Genomic DNA, 20,863 nt, shown 5'->3' on the forward strand with positions numbered 1-20,863 from the left:
CGCTCGCGGTTGAGGTCGAGGAAGTACTCGGCCATGGCGCCGTGCATCTGCAGGGCGAAGCGGCCATGGGCGGTGTCGCTGTCGAACTGCTCGGTCAGGGAGCGGAAGTGGATCTGCTTCACCCGCAGGCTGTCGATGGTGCGCATCATCTCGACGAGGGAGCGGCCGAGGCGGTCGAGCTTCCACACCACCAGGACGTCGGTCGGCCGTAGGTAGGCGAGCGCCGCCTCGAACTCGGGGCGTTTGGTGCCGGCCTTGCCGGACTTCTTCTCCTCGAACAGGCGTTCGCACCCGGCCTTGGTCAAGGCATCGCGCTGAAGGTCGAGGTTCTGGTCGAGGGTGGAGACGCGGGCATATCCGACGAGCATGTCGGGATAGTGATTCAGTGGCGTTTAATCCGCAATAGAAAACCAGTCATATTTTCCCGACAGAAACCTGGCCGTTTTGAGGGGTTGGGAGCCAGCCCGTCGTGATCGTCGGGAAAACGATCGGATCTCCGACAATGCTAAGCTATGCACCGGGTGCGCATGTAGCCTTTGCGAGGAATGTCGGTGGAAAGGCAGNCTCCGCGTAGGCCTCCGCCGGCGCCCCCGTCGTGATCGTCGGGAAAACGATCGGATCTCCGACAATGCTAAGCTATGCACCGGGTGCGCATGTAGCCTTTGCGAGGAATGTCGGTGGAAAGGCAGCTTGGGGTGGGGAGCGGACACTGGCCTTTCGCCTCGAAGCGGACGTTCCGCCTCCGACCCCAAGCTGACTTCGCGAGTGGGTACCAAGCGTCAGATTTTGATCACTAGATGACAACTCTAGAAAGGCTATCGGAGTGGCAAGCGACTATCACCAGCAGCGCACTTCCAGCAGGCGCATGAGGTGTAAAATGAGATCCAATAGTATCTTAACTCGAGAGACAATACAAACCATTGCCTCTCGAGTTATTCTAGAGCTTAAATAAATTACTGAGAAGATTCTATTTGTATTAATGTCACGCTATTGCTTCTACAAACTCGTGTAACCCTGTAGGTAGTCTAGATTTAGAAGCAAAATTACTTATAACAAATTCTGCGCGCCTAACTGGACCACTTACCTCTGCAAATATAATCGTTCCTTCTTTTTGACATTCATCAGCAAGTTTACCCAGCCAATCTCTAAAGAACTTTAGCGCAAACTTTCCTCTGTATCGGGTAGCGGGATCTAGATCAATAAACTGATCATCTAATCCAACGATCTCATCGGAAGTTGGATCGCGCTCATAGACAACAATACTTTCCAGTTCAATTTCGACAGGTGTGATATTTCCAAGTTCGATAGTAGCCAGGCTACGGAGACTTGTCGGAAGTCGTTTCTTCAATTCGATAGGTATTCTTCGCGAAACGAAGATCCGCCTATTCAGTGCAGCGGTAATGTCCAAAAATCTGGCATAATCAGCATCAAATAGATTAATTACATCAGCCCGTTTGTCTGGCCTTCCATGGCAGGGGAATTCATCGCGGAGAAGCTCTTCAAGCACTTCTTTGCTTACTAGATAATTTTCTACCGCGTACATCTCCGTCATAAAAACAGACTCGGTTCCATTAAACCCAGCTAAGTCATCAAAGTCCCGATCAACGAAAAAGTATGTTTTCTGCCCAAGGCCATTTAGGTCGCGCAAAACCGCGTTTTTTAATCCACGTACCTCTTTTTTCCCTCCGCAAGGGAAGGGCTCGTAGCGTAGATTTGGGCGAAGGCGTCTAATCCACTGCCCGTAAACAATTTTGTCATCATCTCCTTCGAAAACCAAAATTATAGCTTCTGGAAAGTCGGTTCTTAGCGTAATCAGCTTGGCTTTTAATACTGCGCCGGATTGTCTAGATGACTTAACTCGCTCAAGGAAGGCTTCTTCTGGTGAGGGCGCAATACCGTCAGTCATCAAGCTCGCCCTCAATGAAGTCATCATCGATGGTGATTATTTCGTCAGAGTGGCTAATTATATCTCGGCTAAGGCTGAGTGCGCGCGCGAAGGGTTCTAATTCATTGTCAAATACGAATGGTGAGTGAGTGATAGCTATAACCTGAACACATAAAGGAGCGCTTAGTACATCTACAAGAATTTCCTTCTGCCAATCGATCGATAACGAGAGTTCGGGTTCGTCAATTAGTACAACCTTGCGACGCGGATACAGAAACATCTTGGCGAAAAGAGAAATCATCTGTTTTTCACCAGACGAAAGAGCATTCAGCGAAATTTTCCTTCGTTCGGGAATGCTTTCAACGTGAACACGTAAATTGGTTCGGTTTAGACGAAGTGCTTTTCCATCAACTGCTTTTTGGTTTTTGTTCGCTCCTATAACAGTACTTGGTTCACTTGAGGATAAATACTTGTTGCAGCTATCAATAAAACCATCTACAGGTAATTCGACATCTTTTGTCGATCGAATTACAGTCGTGAGTTTTGCTAGAAAGTAATTCAGAAAGCGGCTTGATGACTGTGGAACACCATCGCCTGAGTATATCTTTTGCAAATTTGGAATTGAAACTGGCATATATGGCCCAGTTCGTCTTCCCCTTTCAAGTCTCTCAAAGAATAGTTTTAGTTCCTCAGGGTGAGGAACATCTTCTTCTGCAGGGCTTTCGTTATCAAATGACCCATCCAGAAGTTCATTTATTATATTTGCGCTGATTTCTCTATATCCACTATTTGAAGCTAATATGATCTGTTGATTCATTTGCGAAAGCCGGTCAGAGATATCACTCAAACCGAATTGTATTTCGCCAGTAAACAAACTTCCTGTCGCTACGTCGAATTTCGGTCGTTTCCTCCTAGAAGGGTCTTCACGGGGATCGCCGCGTAACGCGAGTTCGACGCGGCGATAAGTCGGAAGGTAGACAATCTCGACGCCAGACAAAGCTATTTGTAGCTTGTTAAATATCAAGTTTATATTGGGAGAGCGTGTCATCAATGAATCACGCGCCCTTGTAATTAAGGACGTTGCCTCTCGTCTATTCCAGTTACTTGCAGACAAAATTGCAGAATATGCTTTTGACTCATGAGGATTGTTTAGAGAATCTTCTTCGTACGGCCACTCCTCCATCAGAAAATTGAACAAAGTAGCAGGACTCAGGCTTGTTCTGCTTGCTAACTTGAACATATCTCCTTCAGTCGGGACTTGAAGAAAATCTATTACATCGTTATGAGTGAGAACAAGCTCTTCTTCGTCGCGAAGCTTGCATCGGATTGTACTAAACTCCAAATTTCTCAGCCGGGATAACTGCATGCGCAGGAAAGCATCTAACGCTCCAAGGAGAGTAGTTTTGCCGGTGCCATTTTTGGCAATGAGTATTGTGGCTGCGTAATCAGAAGATAGTGAAATTGAACGGTATCCGTATAGCCCTTCAATCGCAAAGCGCTCGATAAGAGAAGGCTCTGCACCACGGCGGTGTATGGTGCTGGACCCCGCCTCTTGTTCTGGCATTTCAATCTCCAATCCGATTTCAGCTGGAAGCAGACGGCATTTAAACGGCCGTATCGCAGCGGGGCAAGGCGCATTAATGGCCCAGCTTTTTAAGGGGCTGCAAAGGCGCGCCCGGTAGGTCAGGCGAGCTACATTTTGCCCTAGCCGGCGGACCCTTGAACGGTGGCGTCAATCTAAGCTCGGTATGCTTGTTTGGGTATACCCATCCGGGCGCCTTAGTTTCGGATGAGTTGCCCTTCGTATTCGAGGCAAGGCAGCTTCCGACCCATTTCGGTCGTAGGCTGGCATCCACCAAGCCGCCACGAAGCGAACCTTCCCAGGGTCTGCAATGGGTCGGAAACGGACGCTTCGGCTCCCCGCTTTCGCGGCCGGCGGTGTCGTCGGCGGCTCGCCTCTCGGCGGCCCGCTCGTGGGTGCCCCGGCCGCGCCCGGCGTCGTCACCATCGCCCCCGTCATCACGATCCAGGCGTCGGGCGGCACCCCGGCGGCGAATGCTGACCTCGCGGCGCAGTTCGGGAAGCAAGTCGAGAACACGATGCGCGGCCTCGTCGCGGCGGAAATGAAGACGGCCCTTCGCCCTGGGGGGTGCTGAATATGAGGTAAGTAATTGACAGAAAACAATTTCTTTCGAAATTAACGTTCTAAAAGTTTATGTCCAAAATGTGTGTTGTGCCGCTTGACCAAGCAGCCAAATAAAGCCGAGAATACTTCAGCAAGATATTTCATGTCGCTGTAAAGAGTGGCATTAAAACGCAAACAAGGGCTGGCCCCGCTAAGAGCAGCCCTTGCCCACCCCGCTAAGGGGTGTATCGCCGAGAGAGAGCCTGCCTGAGCTTAGCGCTTGGGCAGGCTACGGCAGTGCGACACAACCGTCTCCCACCGATTGAACCGGAACCGCTTGTAGATACGCACGGACACCGGCTTAGGCCACGAACAACTTCGCATGATAATCTCCAGACAGGGCACCATTGCCCACCGCCCTTTGAGCTGTGGCTGGCTGTCGGAGACGTTTGATCCGTCGTTCGCCCACGCAAGATGATCGAACGGAAGGGCGAAGGCAAGAGGGCAGCCTGCGGCTTTCCCTAATTGATACACATCCTACGGATGCTGTGACAAAACGGGCGATTAACGCATTGCTGCAAAGCGTTAACTTTTCCTTAACCAATATGACCAGAAACGATGCTTGCAAATACATGCGCGGGAATGTGCGATTCGAATCCTGGCACCATGGGAGCCGGGCAAGATTTCCTAAGTAAACTCGCCCGGTCGCATGGCCGTTTGAGGCGTCGTTATACTGGGCCTAAAGCCTTCGGTCTCCTCGCAGGCGATTGGATTGCTTCCGAGGACTTCCGGGAGGTTCCATAATCGGGCGATTCCCGTTCCATACTGCCGATTATGCGAATGGATGAGCGGCAAATCACCCCTTAAGGAGGCGCCTGATATGGTCAGGTAATTCGATCGGCAAGCATTAGAATGGGCGCACATGAACTGGGTTCATATTGGAATAGCAGGCATTATTATTTCCATAATACTGTCTCTAAGAGAATTCCTGATAGTTATAAAATCCTATAGAAGAATAAATGAAAGATATCCAAAAAGCATTCACGCCTGGATTATTAGTGGAAATTCTCCGTTAAGCGTAGTTTCTTCATACAGAGCTTCGCTTGAGATGCTGAGCTGCGCGGTAATGCTAGCTGGAGGGCTTTCATATGTTTACGAAGAGATATATTTATCAGTTTTCCTATTTACGAGTATGATTGGAATCCAAGGTTACATAATATATATGGCATATAGCTACGGCAAGGCGACAAAGAATTAGCTGTAAAAGTGAATGGTTACATACACTGCGTTATGCGAATGGTGGTGCATACCGTGCGTGCGCGACAGGGGTATATGCCATTCGATAAGCTGACTCTGCGCAAATACCAATTGAGGGACCTTTATCTGAGTTTTAGGCACCTAAGAAGAGTATGCCGCTTTGGCTTATTCAAAACTCCTGCTCTTGTCCATAAGTATCCATGTCCTGGCTTGAAGGTGCCTATGTTGATGTCATCGGAAAGAACGGCGCAAAATTTCGAAGCTAATTTTTCGTCTTCTATTTCGCAGTAAACATTCCCAACCGAACACGCGTCAGTTTTTTCTTCGCAGGATATTTTTGCCTTTTTATTAATATATGTTCTCTTGCAAGTTTCGCACCCATTGGTCCACTGCAAGCAAAGTGGATCATCATATCCCTTAGTACTTTGATAGAAACTTTCATATCCGGCAAGGGTGGTTGGAGTTTGCTGTATTTCGTTGCCATGTGCCATCAGAATTGGCATGGAAGTCATAATCAAGCCAAGCGAGAGCGCCAATCGCATTGTCATCTTCCGATTGTTGATCTGAACTTTTGCAACGGTCCGAATGCGCGGTCTGGAGAACCCATACTGTGGATCAGCTTTGAAGCATGACCCCTCCTTCAGCTCTGCTTAAGTCACTGCGATGTCGGCCGAAATACCTCAAGAGATGGGGTCATAACCGGCGCTGATCGTGACCCCACCGGAAACTCGGATTTTCTCACTGCAACAGAGAGTTAGGAACGGATCGGACGGGATCATGTTTCGACGCCGATCCACACCACACCAAGCGAACGCATAGAAACGAGCGCTTTTTAGGCACCTGGAGCATCAGGGTTCGTCCGGGCTGAATACCGGTCCCGTGCCGTCATGCGATCAATCGGCAGATCCGTCACTGCACGCCCGTAAACGGTCTCGTTGAGAAACGTGCGCTCGAGCTCCAGCTGATCCTCATCGCAGTCGATGTACCAGCAGCGCCGTGGGCCGCTCCAACGAAACCCTCGGCCCTTAAGGGTGTCCTTCGTCTCGAATGGGGCTCCCTGCGCCCAGAGGCGCAGCGTGGGCTTGCGTGCAGTCTCCAGCAGGCAGGCCAGGGTTAGGCGGCCCGAACGCTTCAGCGGCCGTGCCAGCAGCTGCAGCAGGGCGTGGCAGTCGTCGATGGCCCGGTGACCCTTGTGGAAGAAGCCGCAGTCGATCAGCAGGTAGCCGAGCTTCAGGCCCTCGTGGCCCTCCTCGCGCCAGGGCACCTGGTGGCAGGAGCAGGCCCAGTTCTTCTCGGCGAAGATCGGCCAGCGGCTCTCACACATCTGCCGATCGAAGCTGGCGTTATGGGCGATGATCACCCGGACATCGGCAGCGAGCGCTTGCACAGCCTCATCATCGATGCGCTGGCCGGCGACGTCCGCATCGGTGATGCCGGTCAGGCGGGTGATCGCCTCGGGGATCGGCTTGCTCGGCTGGTGCAGCTGATTGAACGTGTCCAGTACGCGGTAGATGCGTCCGCTGGCGCCGTACTCGAACTTGATGATGCCGAGCTCGATCACTTCGTCGGCCGTGTAATCCGTACCGGTGGTTTCGGTGTCGAGGATCAAGCCGATGAAGGTCGGCTCGTCGGCAGCATCCCGGCAATCCCTAAACGGTACGAGCCGGCGCAGCACACGGTAGTCGCCCGTCTGCTCCAACACGGTGGCGATGCTGTCCAGGGGCTCGTTCACGGGCTGGAGGGTTCCTGAAAGGGCTTTTTTGACTGACGGCACACACCATGGCGAAGGGATCGACCGCAAGCCTATCCCCGTAGCCGTACAGCCTTACGAGGACGCTCAACCGCCAATCCAGAGTTGCCCGCGCGATCCGGGAACGCAGCGGCGAGCCATCCGTTGACACGCAGATTGGAATTGATCTAATTCGCAACTGAAGGCCGCTTCGACGGCGTATACGATTTTAGGAGACCGACATGGCCGGCAACGCGCACTGCGACAGCTGCAAATTCTTCGACGAGCACAAGGTGAACGGCGCCCAGGCCGCTGGCGATGAGGGCCTGTGCCGCTTCAACCCGCCCGTGACCCAGCCCGCGCCGGAGTCCAAGGGCCTGTGGCCGGTCGTCGCCAACACCGACTGGTGCGGTCACTTCACACCTGAGATGAGCGCTGCCGAGTAAGACCGGTCGCGCGTCGGACGAACAGGGCCAGCCGCAAGGCTGGCCTTTTTTGTTTTGAGGATCGGCGCTTGAAGCCGAACGCCCTTAGAAACCCAGCCCGAGTGTGAGCCCCTGGGCGGGCTTGCGCTCGGCCTCGACCGCACGTTCGGGTTCAGGAGCCGGCCTCAAGGCCCGCTCGATCGCCTCTTGCCGTGCCTGATCGAGCCGCGTTTGGAACTCCGGCTCTCGTGAGAGGGCCAGTCCATAGTAGTCTGCCCCGCTGATCAGGATCTCGATCTCAGCGCGTCGGGACGTCAGCTCGCCCTGAATCCGGGTTTCCAGGTTCCTGGGGCGATCGCTACCCGTGCCGAAGCGCTGCTCAACCGCAAGCCGGAAGGCTTCGACCTCAGCCACGCCATTCGGTTCGGCCCGCAGCGCTGCCAGGGCCTCGAGCGTGGCCTTCGGCCCCCATGCGTCATCCAACAACCGTAAGGCCGCCCGGGTGCCCGAGCTCAGGCCCGGGATCGGAATGCGCATCGCCGCGAGCCGGGCCCGCTCGTGTTGGCTTTCCTCTCCCAGCGCTTCGTCGAACCGCGACTTCAGATCCGCGATCCTGGATTTGACCCAGGGAATGGCCACGAGGGCGGCGGCACGTTCGGCCCGCGCGGCCGGGAACGCGAACAGCCCGGCTTTGCCGCGTAGGCCCCCGTAGCGCTCCGGGTCATCCAGGTAGGCGCCCACCCGCTCCAGGAAGGCGGCCGGTGTCTCGCTGAGCGCGCGTTCCCCGATCATCCGATTTTCGATGCCCTTGAGCAGAACACCGGGCTCCTTTGCCATCTGGCCGACGTAACCGACGATTCGATCATGCGTCATGCCGAGCCATTCAAAGGCACGGCGCCGCACCCGATAACTGAACGCGTCCCCCTCTTCATCCACCCCCGGCAGGATCGGCGCCAGGAGAGGTGGTCTGGCGGAAACAGGTCCGCTGCGGGGCTTTAGCGCTGCATCCTCCGGCCCCCAAACGGATGCGGACGAGGTTATCGGGACCGCCGCTGCGACGCGATCGGCCTGGAGAGCCGAAGGCACGAGCGGGGCCTCGAGCGGCTCGGGCACGCGAACCGGTTCGGCCCTGTCGCGGACCGGCACCCGGACGTAGTCCAGCACCGTCTCCTTAAACCCCGCCCGGCTCAGCCGCGCCGCCAGGACCTCGAAGTTCGCGAACGTATCCTGGCCAGCATAGAGCCCGACCCCGTCGCGGTGGCGCGTCAGCGCCACGTAGGCGAGGTGCCGGTCCATACCGCCGGACGCCAGCACGAAGGCCCGGTCCACCGTCGCCCCCTGGCTCTTGTGGATGGTCGTGGCGTAGCCGTGATCGACCGCGTCGTAATCGGTCTGAGAGACCGATACGGTGCGACCCGAAGCGCCGTCGAGCCGGACGCTGAGCCGCCCCTCGGTCGAGGCCACCACGGTCGCCAGCGTGCCGTTCTTCACCCCGAGTTCGCGGTCGTTGCGCAGGAACACCAGCCGGTCGCCGGGGGCGAAGGCGCGCACTCCGAGGGCCGTGACGAACCCCGTCTCGCCGCCGAGTTCGCCGGCCTTCTGCAGGTGCGTACGGATATCCTCGTTGAGCGCCCGCACATCCGCCCGGGTGTGCGCCAGCGCCACCCGCGTTTGCAGCGGGTTGATCGTCCGGTCGAACAGGTAATCCGCCACAAGGCGGCCCCGCGCCGCGGCCGTATCCGGCGTGAAGTGGATCGCCCCGTAATCGAAATACGTCTCCAGCGCCTGCGTCGTCCGGCGGGTGCCGAGTGCCACGCTGGCCGCGCGCTGCCACGGCGTATGCTGCCGGCGGATCGTCTCGATCTCGACGAAGCCCGTCCGCTGGATCACCGCCCGGAAGGCCGCGCCCGGTCCGATCGGCTGGAGCTGCTCGGGGTCGCCCACCAGCACCACCTTGGCCCCGGCCCGCTCCACTGCATCGAGCACCGCCCCGAGCTGGCGCGAGCCGACCATCCCGGCTTCATCGATCACCAGGACGTCGCCCTTGCCCAGGAGATGCCGGCCGTTGGTCCAGCCGAGTTGCCACGACGCCAGGGTCCGACTCGGGATCCCGGCCGAGTCCTGCAAGCCCTCCGCCGCCTTGCCGGCCAGCGCCGCCCCATGCACCCGGAAGCCTTGACGCTCCCAGGCTTCGCGCGCGGCGCCCAGCATCGTCGACTTGCCCGCGCCCGCCAGCCCGACCACGCTTGCGATGCGCTCGGGGCCCGTGACGTGCTCCACCGCCGCGCGCTGCTCGTCGGCGAGTTCCGGATGCGCCGCCAGGACCCCATGCAGTTTCTGTGGCGCCACGTCGTAGCCGCGCTCGCCCGCGAGCCGGTCGGCGCAGGCCGCCATCCGGGTCTCGGTCAGCCACAGATCCTGCGTCGTGAAGCGCTCGACCGGCCCGGTGCGCTCACCCTCGTCCGAGGCCCGGGCCAGCCCGACCAGGGGGTCGCAGGCCATCACCAGGGCCATCGCGTTCTGGAACGCGGCCGGCTCGTCCACGCCGTAGCGGTGGAGCGTCCGGGCGATGTCGGCCTTCGTGAACACCGCCCGTTCGTTGCTGAGGATGTGCAGCACCTCCTCGGGGTCCTGCGCGATCCGGACGGCGTTGCGGGCGGCCGTCTCCGCGTCGATCGCCACCCGGTCGACCCCGGGTTTGTCGCGTCGCTGCATCTGCGTCGCGTGCACCCCGACATGCTCGGTCGGCGCCAGGGTGAGCCCGCGATCGAGGTGCGAGCGCCGGTCGATCCGCACCTCTTGACCGGCGCGTTCGAGATGCGCGTTGGCCGTGTCCTGCCAGAGTTCGCGGATCGCCTCGACCTCGGTCCGGGCCGAGGCCGGCACGTCGAGGACCCGGACCTTCGCGCCCAATCCGTTCGCGTCGACGGTCCGGGTCGTGGTCAGGATATGCGCATGCCAGTTCTGATCGTCGCCGTCCCGGCTCGGCGCATGCAGCGCCACATCGGCCGCGATCCCGTAACGCGTCACCAGCCCCTCGGCGAAGTCGCGGGTGAGCGCCAGGCGCTGGCCGGCATCGAGTTCGTGCGGCAGCGCCACCTCGACCTCGCGCGCCACCTTGGCGTCCTTGCGCCGCTCCGCCGCCTCGGCCGCGTTCCAAAGGACCGAGCGATCCTGCACCCAGTCCGCGCCAACTGGGGCCACGATGAAGCTCGCCTCGACCCCGCCGCGGCGCTGGTAGTCGAAGGTCTGACCGGTGCGCTCGTCCTGGATCAGGCTCGCCGAGCGGTAGGCCGCCGCGGCCGTGGCCGAGCGCCCACCGGCCCGGGACACCGCCTTCACGCTGAGATGGTAGATCGCCACGCGGGAACGGTCGGCCTCGGGAGGAATGCGATCGGCAGCACGGCCGGACGGGGCGGAGAGGGACAGACGAAGCCGGGCGCACAGCCCGGGGCAGCGGCGGAACGGACGGATCGAACCCGCTGGCCCGGAACGGCGCCGACGGGTCACGATACCCGTGTAAATCGCATCGGCATTGCGCAGCAATGCTAAAGTGCGCCCTTCCAATACTTTCCAGGGTGCACGGAGGGTGATAGGCGCCCTCTGGTAGCACAACTTACGCCTGAGGATGATGGATGCCACCCACGCGCACCGACCGGATCGTCGCCGCCCGCCGCAAGCTCGAACAGGCTCGGGCCGACCTCCAGCTCCTGGAGGCCCGCGAGGCTCAGGAAGCCCGCAAACGCGACACCCGCCGCAAGATCATCCTCGGCGGTCTCCTCCTCGATGCCGCCGCCAAGGAGTCGCGCTTTGCCGGGGTTCTCGCTGAACTCGTCGAACGCATTGCCCGCCCTCAGGACAAGACCGCCTTCGCCGATTGGGCACCCACCCCGAACGCTACACCAGTCCCCGCCCCGGCTCCTCTATCGACGGCATCGGTCTGATGCGGGGGGACGAACCCCACCCGGCTTCGACCCCGACGAGGGCCCACCATCGTCCCCGGGACAAGACCGCTTCTGCCGGCTGGACATCTATTCCGGGCGCCTCTTCGATCCGAAATCCGACGACACAGGTTCGGTGAGCGGGGACACGGGGTCGGTCGGTGAGGCTAAGAATCCGCCCCCGCTTGATCCCGACGAGGGCGAACGACCGCTGCGGGTTCCGCTCGGGGTGCTGTCCTGCATCGCCTGCTGCATCGGTCTGATCTGGGCTATCGGACAGATCGACCTGCCCTGCGCCAAGAGGACCTGGGGCTGCCCGGTATCCCGCACCAACTCCGGTCTGCCGGTCCTCGCCATGTTGTTCTGCGTCGGCATCTTTGCCGGTTATGCCGTTGCGCGGCCCCGCCTGGAATGGGGCATCGACCTGTTCCTCGCCACCGGGTTCTGGCTCATCGCCACGCTTGTTATCCTCGCGTCCGGCCCCCCCCTGCGCATCCTCGTCGTCCTCATCCTCGGCGCGGGGCTGGTCTTCCTCGTCCTGCGTCGGGATATCGAAGCGCCGGATGACACCGGCTTCATTCGCGGCTCCCGCCTGATGACAGCGGCCGGCTACACCCGCCTCCTGCTCCGGCAACTGGGCGGTCATCCCGAGCGCGCCGCGGCACGTCTGGCCATCGCTTCCGGGGATCGTTCGGGCGGCGTCTGGATCGCCGGTGCTCCGCTTCCTCCCGGAAACCAGAGCCTGCACATTCTCATCACCGCCTCCACCGGAGCGGGCAAATCCGTCACCCTGCGCGCGCTCCTCGACAACATCCGGGCCCGTGGCGAGCGCGCCATCGTCGTCGACAACGGCCACGAGTTTCACCGCCGCTTCGGTCGCCCCGACGACATCGTCATGGGCCCGCTCGCCAACGATCACGGCTGGGCGATCAGCAATGAGATCCGGCAGCCGTACGAGTGGGCGCGCTTTGCCCGCTCGGTCATTCCCGATGGCCATGGCGAGTCGCGTTCATGGCACGACTACGCCCAACGCTTCTTTGCCAATGTCGGCGAGGCGCTCGGACCGCGCGCCTCGAACCGCGAACTCGTCGCGGCCCTGACGTCCTGGACACCGGCGCAGCTCACGCCGCTTCTCGCCGGCACCACCTCGGCCGTGATGCTCCAGGAGGGCGGCGAGCGCGTGCTCACCAATGTGCGTTCGATCTTCTCGGGCTACCTCCAGGGCTGGAAATACACCCCCGAGGGCCGCTTCTCGTTCCGCAGTTTCATGGCGGACGGCAGCAGTCGGGCCTGGCTCTGGATCCCCTATCGCGAGGCCGAACTCGGCGTCAGCCGCAGCCTGATCACCTGTTGGCTCGACACCCTGGTCACCGCCGGTTTCGACCGGGCGGAGCACGCCATCCCGACCTGGATCGTCCTCGACGAGCTCGACAGCCTCGGCGAATTGTCGAGCCTGATCGAGGCCACGACCAAGCTGCGCAAGCGCCGCGTCGCGATCGTCGGTGCTATCCAATCGTTCTCGCAGCTCACCACCCATTACGGGGCGGACAAGGCCCGCACCCTGCTGAACTGCTTCTCAACATCCTCATCATGCGCTCGGTCGAGCCGGAGACCGCGGACATTCTCTCGCGCCTGCTCGGCGAGGCCGAGCGCTGGGAGGAGAGCTATTCCGAGGGTACCTCGACGAGCAAAGATGGCTCCAGCAGCAGCTCTGGCACCAGCACGGCGCGACGCCAGACCCGGGTCGTGCTGCCGTCCGAGATCCAGTCGCTGCCCGACTTGGAGGGCTTCCTCAAGCCGGCCGGGCCCTGGCCGGTGGTCCGGGTCAGGGCCGAGCTGCCGGACGGCTAAGGCTTCGTACCCCTAAGGATAGGGGGATATGATCGCGTCGCCCCTGCCGCATGGGAGCCACCTCGGCCAAGCTCTGGATCCTCTCGGACCTCCATCTCACGGCGTGGGTTCTTCGTCCGTGACCAGCTGCACGCCCTCGGCCTGCATGCGTTCACGCACCCGCGCGAGGTAGATCTGGCGCTCGATCATCGACGCCGTCCGGCGAGGGGCAGAGGGCTGGTACGCGGCGCTGGGTGGCGCCCGCCAAAGGCATCCCGGGTTCTCGCGCTCGAACAGTTCCTGGGCTCGGACATGCACGTCGAGTTCGGATTGTCGGATCACTCTGGGTCGCTCTCCTCGGTATGCTGGCGTGCCGCGTCATGCCCGGCCCATCGAGCAGGCCATTCCTCGTAAGGCGCAGGCTCAAGACACGGGGGCGTTCATTCAATCGCCCAGCCGGATGCTGGGTTCGATTTTCTGCCCCATATCGCGCGGAGCGTAGAGAGGGCGACCTTCGGCTCTGTTCGCCAGCATGCGCTGACGCAGCGCGACGGCGCGCTGAGCGATGGCCTTGGCATCACATAGGCGGCACGGGCCGCCGCGGCCTGCAGCACGGCAGTGGATCGGGTTCTGGCAGGACAAGCGTGGCATCGAGCTGAGGCATAAGCGGCAGAGCCGATCATCACCAGTCGTCGTCGCTTCCGGTATCTCATTCGCGACGACGGCTTCACGGCAATCCATCACGTACAGCCGTGAAACCCAAGGCCCCGACGGCTTCGATCCGGGAGATCGGTAGAAGCCCCTATGGGTAGGGGACACGTTCGTGTCGCCTGGCCGCCGCATGGGAGTCGCCTTGACCCAGCTTTGGATCCTCTCCGACCTCCACCTCGAAGCCCTGCCGTATCCGGACGAGTTCCGGCCCGAACCACCGGCCTTCGACGTACTGGTGGTGGCCGGCGACGTCTGGCAGGGCGATCCCGGCCACGCCTTCGCGGTCCTGCGCCGACTCGCCGGGGACAAGCCCGTCGTCTTCGTGATCGGCAACCACGAGCACTGGAACGGGGTCGTGGATGAGACTCTGCTCCTGGCGCATGTCCTGGCCGATCGGGCTGGCATCACCCTCCTCGACGGGACGAGCGCCAGCATCGCCGGGTGCCGCTTCGCCGGCACCACCCTGTGGAGTGACTACCGCCTCGCTGGCCACCTCGACCCCCGAACACCAACGGGCGAGTCCATCGAAGTCGCGCATGACACGACGGGCGGCAGCCATCTCCTTACCTTGGGCGATGCCGCGGCCCTGCATCACCGAGCCCAGGCTGCCCTTGGCGCACGGATCGCGGCCGATGACGGCGCCCTGCCTCTCGTCGTGGTCACTCACCATGCTCCGCATCCGGACTGCATCCATCCGAGCCAGCGCGGAACCTGGAACGCAGGCAATTCGGCTTCGGACCTGTCCGCCCTGACCGATTGCGGCCGCGTAAACCTGTGGCTGCACGGGCATGTCCATCACAGCCTCGACCTGACCCGGCCGGGAGGAACCCGCATTCTGTGTAATCCGGCCGGGTCAGGATTTTCCAATCCGGCTTTCGATGAGGCGTACGTGATCGCCGTGAGCTAAAACCGGATGCCGCCGGGCCAAATGAGCCGCTCCCGGCCACAAGCCGATAGGCTCCTCCCCGTCAGCGGATGCGAGCGAGGGTACGAACGAGGGCCAGGGCTTCACGCTGCTGGTCCGGGTTCTCGATTGCCGCATAGGCCCGCACCAGATCCGCTGCGCCCTCCGGGGCCAGAAGCGCCGACAGCCCGAAACCGGGATCGTGCTCGCCCGCCGGCTCATCGAAGAAGGCCGATATCGGCACCTCAAGCAGAGCCGCGAGCTTCGACAGGCGGTCGGGCCCGATGCGGTTGAGGCCTCGCTCGTACTTCTGAACCTGCTGGAATGTCACCCCGAGGACGCTGGCCACCCTCGACTGGGTCAGACCGCGGGCTTTGCGGAGGGCGACGAGGCGTGAGGCCGTCAGCTGGTCATCCGGGCTGATCTCTTTAGGCATAGCTCAGCGATACCACCCGTCGGCCTGAAGACGCATGAGCAGTTCACCCACCTGCCGCCGGGCGCACCCGTCGCCTTGCCCATCGCCCGACCCGTACGCGAACATTGTGAGCTGCTGCCGTGTCGCCTGCACCATCGCAGACCGCTTCCGAGCGATTAGAACCTCGCGGTCCGTTAGATCTTTGACAAAATACCGCAGCGTGACCAGCAGACTCAGTGCCTCTTGTGTGCCCCAAACCGCATTTTTTGTGCCCCAGCCCGCGATCACTTCCGTAGAGACCCGCTGAAACTGGCGCACGATAATGTAGCACTGCTTTGAAAAAAAATTAGTGACAACATTCGAGAACTCGACAATTTATACGATATTTCTCAAATTTTAGTCAATCAAAATTTCGCGTTGTAACGGTATTCACGGGGCGTCATCCCAAAATGTTGTTTGAATCTCCGGGAGAAATGTTGTTGGCTCGTAAATCCGCATCCATAAGCTAGATTGCCGATCTGTATATGGCTGTAGTTTTTATCAAGCAGCCGCGCTGCGGCAGTATCCAGCCGACGCTCCCAGATCCACTCGGAAATGTTACGCTCTTGTTTTTGAAAAAGCTCTTGAAGGCGACGTAGTGATATTCCTACGGCAGCAGCCAACTTTGTTGCATCAAGGGTCGTATCGCCAATATTATCTTCGATGAATGATTTTGCCCGTTGGACTACAACCGTTCCTTGCAAAGATTTCGGCGTTTCGCGAGCGAGCCTGTCAGCGATACTCGCTATAATAAGATCTACTCCAATAGAACTCATTCGGGAGACCGCCTCATCCGAAAGTCTGCTTTGCACACGAAGCAGCTCAGCGAAATATTTGTTCACCAGGCTTGTTGAACCGTGTTCAGCATTAAGCGTAAGCGCAGAAAAAATTTTCGCAGGCCCAAGTAGTTTCTCGATTTTGCTTCTCTCGATTGGAAAAGCGTATTCCGAACCGGTTTCCTTATATGACAGGGTCATCGGCTTAAGCTCACTGACGACGATATCTCCAGTTTTCTGGATTGCCAATCTGTCGTGCTGCACTGTATGGGCAACACCACCCTTTCTAAGCCTTATTATTATAAAGTCATCTCTAACTTTATTTCTGATTAGTTCCTTACTAGGGAGATTGTATTGTGCTGGCGTTTGATAAAGCTTACGAAGCGGCATGTTTCCGATATGATATTCTTTTAAAGAAGCAATAAATGATGCTTCCTCATATTGAATACCTTCTAGCGGGAAATATCTCTCACGCAGTAGTTCGCACCATGGCTTGAACTTATTGCGGGATTGGATCTCATCTGTCGATAGTACCGTACGCATTCATTCCACCAAATACCGCGCAGTCAGGCACACGTTCGCGCGCCTCCAGTCACAAAGGTTCATGGCGTGTAAACTCTTTGCTACTGATAGCAAGTCAACAATTATTGAGAACTGCAAATACAAACTCTTGGATTACAAATGCAACTAGAAAATTCATTCGGGGTGCAATCAAAGAATTCAATCATATACTTATGATTCATCGCGAAATAAGACCACCGAAGTCCGATGGGAATACATCCAACGGCAAGCGATTTTTCTCCAATATTGATCTCTACTTATAATACTATTCGTCCGTTCTAATAAATGAACACCCGAAATGATCGAGGAAACGACCGTGATATTCGATATAAACCACCACAGACATTTACGGGCTTTCGGCAAGATTCATCCAGTGGCGAATTTTACCCCACAAGGATATTGTTTGTATGCCAACACTAAATTCCTTGATTTGATGGGATACTCGCTCGAAGAAGTTATAAATCAACATCACAGCTTATTTGTTAATCCAAGCGATCGTGATGGCGATGAACATCAACAATTCTGGCAAGCCCTTGTGCGCGGTGAGGCTCAGGAGAGGGACTTCCGACGCGTTGGAAAAGGCGGACGCGAGGTCTGGGTTCAAGCGTCATACACCCCGTCAGTTGATCGATTTGGAAAACTGATAAAAATCGATATGCTTGCAATGAACATAACTCATCAAAAACACAAATCATTGAATATTGAGGCTCAAATTACTGCCCTTCACCGCTCTCAAGCTGTCATTTCTTTCGATACAAGGGGAAATATACTGACTGCAAATGCAAATTTTTTGAGTGCCCTTGGCTATCAACTCGATGAGATCAAAGGAAAGCACCATAGTTTGTTTGTAACTGATAGCTATCGCACGAGCGCTCAATACCTGGAATTCTGGGCGTCTCTGGCGCGCGGCGAGTTTCAGTCTGACGAGTACTTACGGATAGCCAAAGGTGGCCGTGAAGTATGGATCCAGGCAACATACAATCCCATCACAGACCTAGACGGTCGAACGATTGAGATCGTCAAATTTTCAACCGACATTACCCAGCAAGTCTATGAACGCCAACGTAGGGCCGAGGCGCAGCGCTCGATCGGTACGGACTTGGACGCAATTGGCAATGCCGTTGAAGATGTAACACGACAGACTACGGAAGCTGCTCTCACCGTAGGCCGGGTCTCTTGTGATATTCAGAGCGTCGCCTCGGGTGCGGAAGAGCTATCAGCTTCAGTCGGGGAGATCAGTCAACAGGTGAGCCATGCAGCGGAAATTGCCAGCAACGCCGTTGAGCAGGCCCGACACACGGGTGATATTGTCGCCGGCTTAAGCAGCCAGGCGGCGCAGATTGGCGATGTTGTGGCTCTGATTCAGGGGATTGCAGCGCAAACGAATTTGCTTGCCTTAAACGCCACTATCGAGGCCGCACGTGCCGGTACAGCGGGGAAGGGATTTGCTGTCGTCGCTGCCGAGGTCAAGGCTTTGGCTGAGCAGACTGGCAAAGCAACCAATCGTATCCGCGAGCAAATCGCTGGGACGCAGAATGCGACACGCGAAGCTGTAAACGCGATCGGCTCGATCCAGTCCACGATCCGGACCCTCAACGAGGTATCAAATGCCATTGCCGCTGCAGTGGAAGAACAATCCGCAGTGACTCAGGAGATGTCAGGCAGCATGCAGACAGCTTCACACGGAGTTGCGGCAATCGCGACCAGCATGGACACGATTGCGCAAGCCAGCGAACGAGTCGATCGGGCAACGCGTCAGGTTCGTCAAGCAGCTCGCGCGATTAGCTAAGACGATCCTCGAGTACCCAATCGCCCCCCGCGATGAGTTTCCTTGAGCTGAGTTCGTGAACCTCAGGTGGCTCGGCTGTTCCAAAGCCCTTCGCGTCGTTCAAGACCCTTAATTCCGGATGTGCAAGAGCTTCTGTCATGGCTGGATTGCTATTGATCAGCGACGATCTCGGTCGAACTGCTCGATTTGTCCGAGATCTCGGTATATCACAATCGATCTGTATCCTCGATCTGTATGACGATGGTCCCGCATCAGAACAACCCGACTTAATCGTCAGCGATGTGAAGGCGCTGAGTTCCGAGGCGTTCCGCCGATTAAGACGCACTCTGCAACGCTTGCGTGGGACGAATGTACCTTATCTATGTTTACTCCATGATAATAGTGTTCGAACTATTACTCATGCAAATCTCCTTGATGCGTCTGCCCTGCTTAATGCATCAAGTGCGACATGTCATCTAATCAACACGATGTCGGAAATACCGACTTCAATGGTAGGCACGTCTAAGTTCGCAAAGAGACAGGCTGAAACGGCTCTGCAGTTCATCAGCACCGTGTTCCAACCTAGTCGCTCTATAACGCCAGACCTAGCGGATGTGGGCACAGCCATCGTCGCCGATGCGGTACGGGAAAACGGTATCCGTACCTGGGTGAGAATTGTGCAGCGCTTCGATGATGCTACGCATAAACATATCTTACTTGTCGCTGGGCTCGCCTCTGCTTTTGCAGCCGCGCTAGGACTGAGCACTACCGATCGCCATCACCTCGCTAAAGCGTCGTTGCTGCACGACGTTGGTAAGATCCATGTTCCGGTTTCAATTCTAAATAAGCCTGGCAAGCTCGATCAAGCAGAGATGGCGCTGATGCGCACACATGCGGAGCGAGGCCATGCCATGCTTGTCGGACACGGATTCGATGACAACATACTTTCCGTCGTTCGATCTCATCATGAGATGATCGATGGCTCCGGATATCCTGATAAACTAGTTGGAACAGATATACCTGATTTTGTCCGACTTGTGACGATATGTGATATCTATGGTGCATTGATTGAACATCGCCCTTATAGAGCACCAATGTCAGGAAAACAAAGCTATGACATAATGAAATCTATGTGCGGTCGGCTTGATGCAGATCTAGTCAATGCTTTTGCACCAATCGCAGAGGTATTTTCAGAGAATGATCAACAGCGATAGGCGCATGAACCCAAAATGGTTGAGGCCGTCTTCGTACTGCTGGACTACTTGAATGCCACACCGAGGACGCCAGGCCACCGTCGCCTGGGTCGGACCCTGGGCCTTGTGGAGGGCGACAAGGCGTTAGGCCGTCAGCTGGTCATCCGGGCTGATTTCTTTCGGCATCGATCAGCGATACCACCCGTCGGCCTGGAGACGCATGAGCAGTTCACCCGCCTGGAGCTGAGCGCGTCCGTCGCCTTGCTCCTCATCGAACCCGTACGCGAACATCGGCAGCAGCTGCCGCGTCGCCCGTTCCATCGCCGAACCCTCCCACAGGATCAGAACCTCGCGGTCAGTGAGGTCCTTCAGGAAGTACCACAGCGTGAGGGTCAGGCTGAGTGCCGGCTGCGTACGCCAATCCGCGACCACCTCCGAGGAGACCCTCTGGAGCCGCCGCACGATGGCGTCACGCTTCTTCGGAACCAGATCGGCGAGGGGCTCCAGGCAGGCGGTACGCAGGTTGATGCATAGAGCCTCGATGTCGGCCTTGGCTTTCGCTGCCAGGGTCGGGTCGGCCGGCGTGAAGGTACCGGGTGCGGCGGCCAGGGCGTAGAGCAGGTAGGCCGGGATCGCGAGCTCGATGCGCTGGCGATCGGTGAGAATGGGCATCGGTTCATCGCGGTCGGGCTGGGGCGAAGAACATAGGTTATACTCCGACACCTCCTTACCCCAAACGGGCAGAGGCTAGTCGAGGCCGGTCTGCGTGATCCCCGCGATGGTCGCAGCAAGGCGGCGCCTGTCCAGGGAGCCGGAGCGGGTACGCGTAGATCCGCTGGAGGGCATCGCTTCGCTCAATGGGACGTGCGAGGCGAGCATCGCCACCTCGAGCTGCGTCCGAACAGAGCCGTCGGCTAGGACGAACAAGCCGGCAATCGCGCAGCCTGACAGGCACAGGCCCGCAATGAGGTTTGGAATTCGAGGCACGGGCGCGATCCTGAGGATCCATTCCGTGTAACAGGCAGCATGGGCCCGCGATGCTACATGGATACCACGGCACCGGACCGTGCTGGTGTTATCCACCCTTCCAAAGGACAGCCCCCAAACAGCGACACCCCGAGGATTTCTCCTCGGGGTGTCGCCTCGACGCAAGCGGCCAGGTGATCGGGGCTGGGGACGCTCAGGCCGAACCTAAAGGTCCCGCAGGTCCTAGTACGAGCCGAACTTGTAGTTCAGGCCGGCGCGGACGACGGCGAACTCGGTGTCGCGGACCTGACGGCCACCGCTGGCCAGGACGACGCCGG

At 58.3% G+C, this 20,863-nt stretch carries 17 protein-coding genes and 1 pseudogene; 8 read left to right on the forward strand and 10 right to left on the reverse strand.

Features of this window, described 5'->3' with window-relative positions; translation table 11 throughout:
• The 3 genes from ASF25_RS12520 to ASF25_RS21955 all read right to left on the reverse strand — a co-directional run.
• Window positions 1–368: recombinase family protein (locus ASF25_RS12520; protein WP_162239258.1), on the reverse strand; the 368-nt coding region annotated here is incomplete at its 3' end.
• Between the two features lie 614 nt (window positions 369–982).
• Window positions 983–1,906 carry a DUF4435 domain-containing protein gene (locus ASF25_RS21950; RefSeq protein WP_162239259.1) on the reverse strand — a complete coding sequence of 308 codons (924 nt, stop codon included), beginning with the start codon at window positions 1,904–1,906 and terminating at the stop codon, window positions 983–985.
• On the reverse strand, window positions 1,899–3,449 hold the full coding sequence (locus tag ASF25_RS21955; protein WP_082502669.1) for an AAA family ATPase: 1,551 nt from the start codon (window positions 3,447–3,449) through the stop codon (window positions 1,899–1,901). Before ASF25_RS21955 ends, ASF25_RS21950 begins: the two co-directional genes overlap by 8 nt.
• Window positions 3,450–3,858: 409 nt before the next feature.
• On the opposite strand from ASF25_RS21955, the gene ASF25_RS12525 reads away from it, so the two are divergent.
• Window positions 3,859–4,041 carry a hypothetical protein gene (locus ASF25_RS12525; RefSeq protein ID WP_156368964.1) on the forward strand — a complete coding sequence of 61 codons (183 nt, stop codon included), beginning with the start codon at window positions 3,859–3,861 and terminating at the stop codon, window positions 4,039–4,041.
• Between the two features lie 891 nt (window positions 4,042–4,932).
• On the forward strand, window positions 4,933–5,268 hold the full coding sequence (locus ASF25_RS22710; protein WP_156368965.1) for a hypothetical protein: 336 nt from the start codon (window positions 4,933–4,935) through the stop codon (window positions 5,266–5,268).
• Window positions 5,269–6,099: 831 nt separating this feature from the next.
• Here the strand turns inward: ASF25_RS22710 and ASF25_RS12530 are convergent.
• Window positions 6,100–6,999, reverse strand: coding sequence for a 3'-5' exonuclease (locus ASF25_RS12530; RefSeq protein WP_056304986.1), 900 nt, complete (start codon window positions 6,997–6,999; stop codon window positions 6,100–6,102).
• Window positions 7,000–7,238: 239 nt separating this feature from the next.
• On the opposite strand from ASF25_RS12530, the gene ASF25_RS12535 reads away from it, so the two are divergent.
• Window positions 7,239–7,442: a hypothetical protein gene (locus tag ASF25_RS12535; protein ID WP_056304988.1), complete on the forward strand. Its 204-nt coding sequence runs from the start codon at window positions 7,239–7,241 to the stop codon at window positions 7,440–7,442.
• An 84-nt stretch (window positions 7,443–7,526) separates the two neighbouring features.
• On the opposite strand, the gene traA is transcribed toward ASF25_RS12535, so the two are convergent.
• Entirely contained in the window at window positions 7,527–11,063 is a 3,537-nt protein-coding gene (gene traA, locus ASF25_RS12540) for a Ti-type conjugative transfer relaxase TraA (RefSeq protein WP_082502661.1), read from the reverse strand.
• On the opposite strand from traA, the gene traD reads away from it, so the two are divergent.
• Both traD and ASF25_RS12550 read left to right on the forward strand, forming a co-directional pair.
• Complete coding sequence (gene traD, locus ASF25_RS12545; protein WP_056304992.1) at window positions 11,057–11,365, forward strand: conjugal transfer protein TraD; 309 nt, start codon at window positions 11,057–11,059, stop codon at window positions 11,363–11,365. The genes traA and traD overlap by 7 nt on opposite strands.
• Window positions 11,366–11,498: 133 nt before the next feature.
• Window positions 11,499–13,229, forward strand: a complete 1,731-nt coding sequence (locus ASF25_RS12550) for a type IV secretion system DNA-binding domain-containing protein (RefSeq protein WP_162239260.1) — start codon at window positions 11,499–11,501, stop codon at window positions 13,227–13,229.
• A gap of 80 nt (window positions 13,230–13,309) precedes the next feature.
• On the opposite strand, the gene ASF25_RS22715 is transcribed toward ASF25_RS12550, so the two are convergent.
• Complete coding sequence (locus ASF25_RS22715; protein WP_156368967.1) at window positions 13,310–13,534, reverse strand: hypothetical protein; 225 nt, start codon at window positions 13,532–13,534, stop codon at window positions 13,310–13,312.
• A 511-nt stretch (window positions 13,535–14,045) separates the two neighbouring features.
• Between ASF25_RS22715 and ASF25_RS12555 the strand changes: the two genes are divergently transcribed.
• Complete coding sequence (locus ASF25_RS12555) at window positions 14,046–14,810, forward strand: metallophosphoesterase (RefSeq protein WP_056305003.1); 765 nt, start codon at window positions 14,046–14,048, stop codon at window positions 14,808–14,810.
• Window positions 14,811–14,871: 61 nt separating this feature from the next.
• Here ASF25_RS12555 and ASF25_RS12560 read toward each other — a convergent pair whose 3' ends face one another.
• Entirely contained in the window at window positions 14,872–15,243 is a 372-nt protein-coding gene (locus ASF25_RS12560; protein ID WP_056304996.1) for a helix-turn-helix transcriptional regulator, read from the reverse strand.
• Between the two features lie 383 nt (window positions 15,244–15,626).
• Complete coding sequence (locus ASF25_RS21960; protein WP_082502663.1) at window positions 15,627–16,580, reverse strand: helix-turn-helix transcriptional regulator; 954 nt, start codon at window positions 16,578–16,580, stop codon at window positions 15,627–15,629.
• A 316-nt stretch (window positions 16,581–16,896) separates the two neighbouring features.
• On the opposite strand from ASF25_RS21960, the gene ASF25_RS21965 reads away from it, so the two are divergent.
• Window positions 16,897–18,387 (forward strand): PAS domain-containing methyl-accepting chemotaxis protein, encoded by a 1,491-nt coding sequence (locus tag ASF25_RS21965; protein WP_082502665.1) that lies wholly within the window; start codon window positions 16,897–16,899, stop codon window positions 18,385–18,387.
• 137 nt (window positions 18,388–18,524) lie between these two features.
• Window positions 18,525–19,580, forward strand: a complete 1,056-nt coding sequence (locus tag ASF25_RS21970; protein WP_082502667.1) for an HD domain-containing phosphohydrolase — start codon at window positions 18,525–18,527, stop codon at window positions 19,578–19,580.
• Between the two features lie 168 nt (window positions 19,581–19,748).
• Here ASF25_RS21970 and ASF25_RS12565 read toward each other — a convergent pair whose 3' ends face one another.
• Together ASF25_RS12565 and ASF25_RS23615 are read right to left on the reverse strand one after the other, a co-directional pair.
• Window positions 19,749–20,231: a hypothetical protein gene (locus tag ASF25_RS12565; protein WP_056304999.1), complete on the reverse strand. Its 483-nt coding sequence runs from the start codon at window positions 20,229–20,231 to the stop codon at window positions 19,749–19,751.
• Between the two features lie 537 nt (window positions 20,232–20,768).
• Window positions 20,769–20,863: pseudogene (locus ASF25_RS23615) on the reverse strand (porin family protein); the annotation flags it as partial.

This window comes from Methylobacterium sp. Leaf100 (assembly GCF_001422845.1).
Classification (GTDB): Bacteria; Pseudomonadota; Alphaproteobacteria; order Rhizobiales; family Beijerinckiaceae; genus Methylobacterium.